The 4,627-nt window shown below is 78.5% G+C and carries 4 protein-coding genes; all 4 read right to left on the bottom strand.

The genetic code is table 11. The features are described from left to right. Positions 1-568, bottom strand: a 568-nt coding sequence (locus tag G5C65_RS31545) for a class I SAM-dependent methyltransferase (protein ID WP_165302466.1), incomplete at its 3' end; no start/stop codon positions are given. Between the two features lie 48 nt (positions 569-616). Then, positions 617-2,338 (bottom strand): ABC transporter ATP-binding protein, encoded by a 1,722-nt coding sequence (locus G5C65_RS31540; protein ID WP_165302465.1) that lies wholly within the window; start codon positions 2,336-2,338, stop codon positions 617-619. Between the two features lie 142 nt (positions 2,339-2,480). Next, positions 2,481-4,178 carry an ABC transporter ATP-binding protein/permease gene (locus G5C65_RS31535; protein ID WP_165302464.1) on the bottom strand — a complete coding sequence of 566 codons (1,698 nt, stop codon included), beginning with the start codon at positions 4,176-4,178 and terminating at the stop codon, positions 2,481-2,483. Further along, positions 4,175-4,627: nitroreductase family protein (locus G5C65_RS31530; RefSeq protein ID WP_420903381.1), on the bottom strand; the 453-nt coding region annotated here is incomplete at its 5' end. The genes G5C65_RS31530 and G5C65_RS31535, both read right to left, overlap by 4 nt.

Below are 4,627 nucleotides of genomic sequence, written 5' to 3'. Positions count from 1 at the left end.
CGACGTCCGTGATGGTGAACCCCGCGGCACAAAGCGCCGCCCGGGTGTCCCGCCCCGTGCGGCACCCGCCCATCAACCGCGGCCACACGGTCGCGTCGACGGCGCGCTGGACCCGCCGCATACCGCGCGTCCCCGCCCGTACGTGCTCGAAGAACCGCAGCTCGCCGCCCGGCCGCAGCACCCGGTACAGCTCGGCGAGCGCCAGCGGCGGATCGGCCACCGAGCACAGCGTCAGACAGGCCACCGCGGCGTCGAAGGAGCCGTCGGGGAAGGGCAGCCGCTCGGCGCGGCCGTCGGCCGGTTCCACCGGGACCGGCGCGTCGAGGGCCCGCAGCCGGGCCAGGGCCCGCAGCCGCGCCTCCGGCTCCAGCGCGACGACCCGCCGCACCCCGGGCGGGTAGTGCGGGAAGTTCAGCCCGTTGCCCGCGCCGATCTCCACGACCTCGCCGGACAGGCCGTCCAGCAGCCGCCGCCGGTACGCGGTGATGCCCGCCCGCTCCCCGGCCGGGCCGGCGACCTTCTCGTAGAAGCGGGCGAACACGGGGTGCTGCCCGGTCCGTTGCGTCATGCCGCCCCACCCTACGCTCCGCGGCGGCCCGGACCGCGGACCGCCGCGTCAGCGGGTGAGCACCCGGTCGAACGCTCCGCCGCTCCCGGCGAGTTCGTCCCAGGTTCCCGCCTCCGCCAGGCGGCCGCCCGCCAGCACGGCGATCCGGTCGGCCCGGCGCACCGTGGCCGGGCGGTGCGCGATGATCAGCGTCGTACGGTCCCGGGACGCGGCGGCGAGCGCGGCGGCCAGCTCCGCGTCGCCCGCGGCGTCCAGATGCGCGGTGGTCTCGTCCAGGACCAGCACCCGCGGGTCGGTGAGCAGCGCGCGGGCCAGCGCGACGCGGGAGCGCTGCCCGCCGGAGAGGGTGCTGCCGCGCTCGCCCACCAGCGCGTCGTAGCCGTCCGGCAGCTCGGCGGCGACCGCATCGACCCCGCAGCGGCGTGCCACCTCGCGCAGCCGCGCGTCGTCGGCGTCCGGGGCCGCCAGCCGCAGGTTGTCGGCGAGCGTGCCGTGGAAGAGGGGCGTCTCCTGGCCGACGACGGAGACGGCGGAGCGCAGGTCCGCCTCGGCGACCTCCCGGATGTCGAGCGCGCCCCGGGCGTGCAGCAGCTCCACCGCGCCCGCCGCCGGGTCCCAGAAGCGGGCCAGCAGATGGGCGCAGGTGGACTTGCCCGCGCCGGACGCCCCGACCAGGGCCACCGTCTCCCCCGCCCGCACCGTCAGGTCCAGTCCGTTAAGGACCGCGCCGCCCCCGTAGTCGAAGCGCACTCCGCGCAGCCGGACGCCGAGCGGGCCGTCCGGCAGCGGGCGCGGACGCGCGGGCGCGGGGGCGCCGGGCGGCGCGTCGACCGCGGCGCCGACCCGGGCCGCCGCCGCGCGCAGCCCGCCCGCCTGCCCGAGCGCCGCTGCCGCGTCGGCCACCGGCGCGAGGACGCCCAGCGAGAGCGCCATCGCGGCCGGGGCCCAGGCGCCGTCCAGCGTGTGCGCTGCCGCGGCGACGACGCCCACGACCGCCGCGACCACCAGCACGTCCCGCACGGCGGCGGCGCCCGCCTCCCAGGTGTGCTCGGCCCGCTGTGCCGCGCCCAGGCGCCGCCCGCAGGCGCGCAGCCGGGCGCGGCGCCGCTCCAGCGCGCCGAACGCGACCAGTTCGCGCAGTCCGTCCACGGTCTCCACCGCCTCGGCGGACAGCTCGGCGGCGGCCTTGCGGGTACGGGCCCCGCGCGCGGCCCGGCCGCGCCCGTCCACCAGGGGCGCGAGGGCGAGCAGCCCGGCGACGGGCAGGACCGCGGCGAGCAGCCAGGGGTCGACGATGCCCAGGGTCACCGCGCCCGCGCCGAACACCGTTCCGGCGGCCAGCAGCTGGGCCACCGCGTGCGCGTAGAAGAACTCCAGCGCCTCCACGTCCCCGAGCGCGGCGGCGGCGAGGTCCCCGCTGCGCCGTCCGCGGACCCGCGCGGGCGCGCTGCGCGCGAGGCCGTCGAACACGCGCACCCGCAGCTCGGCGAGCACCCGGTAGGCGAGGTCGTGCGAGAGGTCCATCTCGCGCCAGATGCCCAGCGAGCGGACCAGGACGAGCACCAGGAGCGCGGTGAGCGGGGCCGGGCCGGGTGCGGAGCCCTCGATGACGGCGGTGCCCACGGTGTGCGCGGCGAGGGTCACCAGCGCGACGAGGGACGCCTGGTTGACGAGCGCGGCGCCGAAGGTGCGGGCTGTCATGGCCCGGTGCGCCCCGAGGACGGGGAGCAGGGCGCGCAGGGCTCCCGGGTGTGGGGGCTCCGGTGTCATAGCGCCTGCCTTCTTCCGGGTTCCGGGCACGGGGTGCCGCTGACTGCTCGTTGCGGACTGCGGCACCGTTGCAGCTGAGCGCGCACCGCGGCGCAGCCGCCAGGGACCGCAGCCCCGCGCCCCTTCGGGGCGCGGCCCTCGGTCATGCCGCCGCCAGCCGGGCGTAGAGGGCGTTCTGCTCCAGCAGTTCCGCGTGCGTGCCGGTCGCCTCCACCCGGCCGCCGTCCAGGACGACGATGCGGTCCGCGTGGCGTACGGAGCGCAGCCGGTGGGCGACCACCAGACAGGTGCGCCCGGCGGCGGCCCGAAGCAGTTCGCGGCCGATACGGGCCTCGCGCCGCTCGTCCACGGCGCTCGTCGCCTCGTCCAGCACCAGCACCGGCGCGTCCGCGAGCAGCGCCCGCGCGAGGGCGAGCCGCTGCCGCTGGCCGCCGGAGAGGGTGGCGCCGCGCTCGCCGACGAGGGTGTCGTAGCCCTGCGGCAGCGCGGCGATCTCGTCGTGCACCCCGGCGGCGCGCGCCGCCGTGCGCAGCGCGGCGTCGTCGGCGTCCGGGCGTGCCAGCCGCAGGTTCTCGGAGACGGTGGCGTGGAAGAGATAGGTCTCCTGGGAGACGACGGCGATGCCCCGGCGGAGCGCGTCCAGGGTGTAGGCGGAGGTGTCCCGGCCGTCGACGGTCACCCGCCCCTCGTCCTGGTCCCGGTGGCGCAGCAGCAGGCCGAGCACGGTGGACTTGCCCGCGCCCGAGGGGCCCACGAGCGCGGTCGTGCGCCCGGCCTCGGCCGTGAAGCTCACATCCGTCAGCGCGGGCCTGTCGGCGCCCGGGTAGCTGAAGCCGACGTGTTCGAAGCGGATCTGCGGGGCCGCCGTCCACCGCCCGCTCTCCGTACCGGTGTCCGGGACGCCGTCCGGCGCGGTGCGCAGCCGGGCGATGCCGTCGGCCGCCGAGACGCCGAGGTAGCCCGCGTGCCATTCGCGGGACAGGTCGCGGATGGGCCGGAAGCACTCGGAGGACAGCAGGAGGACGAGGTAGGTGCCGGTCGCCGCGGTCCGCCCGGACGCCGCCGAGGCGCAGGCGACGAGCGCCGCGGCCACCGTGCCGCCCTGGATGGCGAGATCGGTGACCCCGGTGTCCACGAGGGACACCCGCAGCTTGGCGACGGTCGCCCGGTGCAGCGCGGCGGACCGCCGCTCCAGCCGCGCCCGGGTGCGGGCCACCGCTCCGGCCGCGCGCAGCGCGGGCATGCCCTGGAGGGCCTCCAGATAGTCGGCGGCCAGCGCGTCGTACGACTCCCAGTGCTCCTGTCCGCGGCGCGCCAGCAGCCGGTCCCACCAGCGGGGCGCGAACAGCGCGAGGACGAGCGCGGGCGCGAGTGCCAGGACCGCGTACGGCTCGACGGCGGCCACCGCGGCCAGCAGCAGCGGCGGCACGGCGCAGGTGATCAGCAGCTGGGGCAGATAGCGCGAGATGTACGCGTCCACGCCCTCGACGCCGTCGACGAGGGTGGCGCGGGCCGATCCGGCCCGTGCGACGGACGCGCCGGCGCCGAGCCGTTCGAGGAGGGCGTCCCGCAGCCCGGTCCGTACCGCCGTGCCGGCGCGGGACGCCAGCCGCCGCTGCCACCAGCCGAGCCCGGCCCGCACGGCGACCGCGCCCAGCACGCCCGCGAGCGGCGCCGCGAGAGCGCCGCTGTCGCCCCGGGCGAGGGCGGCCAGCGCGAGCGCGAACAGCACGGCCTGGGCGAGGTGGGTCAGCGCCACGGCGCCGAGCAGGCCGGTGGCGCCGAGCAGCGGGGTGCGCGCGGTGCGGGCCGCGCGCAGCAGCTCGGGGTGGAGCATCATCGGTGGTTTCCCTCTTCTCCCTGTTCTCCGTCCGGGGGGCCGGGTGCGGGCTGCCCCTGTCCGTTCGTTGCGGACTGCGGCGCCTCTTGGGCTGAGCGCGCAGTTCCCCGCGCCCCTTCGGGGCGCGTCCTTCCGCGGCCCAGGGCCAAGCCGTGCACGATGTGGTGCCGCCCCTCCGGGGCTCCCAGCGCGGCCCCGAGGTCGGCGCCCTGCCAGGAGCCGACGGGCCGCGAGGCCAGCCCCAGCGCCCCGGCGGCGACCTGCGCGACGCCGATGGCGTACCCGGCGGCCAGGTGCTCGCCGCGCACCCGGGCGGCGTCCGCGTCCTGCGGGCAGCCGTGGGCGAGCAGCATCGCACCGCACCCGGCGATCCACGGCTGTCCGGCGGCCCAGCGGGCGAGGGTGGGGCGGGCCTCGCCCTCGGCCAGGGTGCGGAGGCCGCCGGCGGG

It is taken from the genome of Streptomyces boncukensis (assembly GCF_011045075.1).
Lineage (GTDB): Bacteria > Actinomycetota > Actinomycetes > Streptomycetales > Streptomycetaceae > Streptomyces > Streptomyces boncukensis.
This window is presented reverse-complemented; position numbering and strand designations above follow the sequence as displayed.

Excerpts from the sequence above, each read along its gene's own strand:
- G5C65_RS31535 (WP_165302464.1), bottom strand. The coding sequence starts at position 4,178 with ATGATGCTCCACCCCGAGCTGCTGCGCGCGGCCCGCACCGCGCGCACC.
- G5C65_RS31540 (WP_165302465.1), bottom strand. The coding sequence starts at position 2,338 with ATGACACCGGAGCCCCCACACCCGGGAGCCCTGCGCGCCCTGCTCCCC.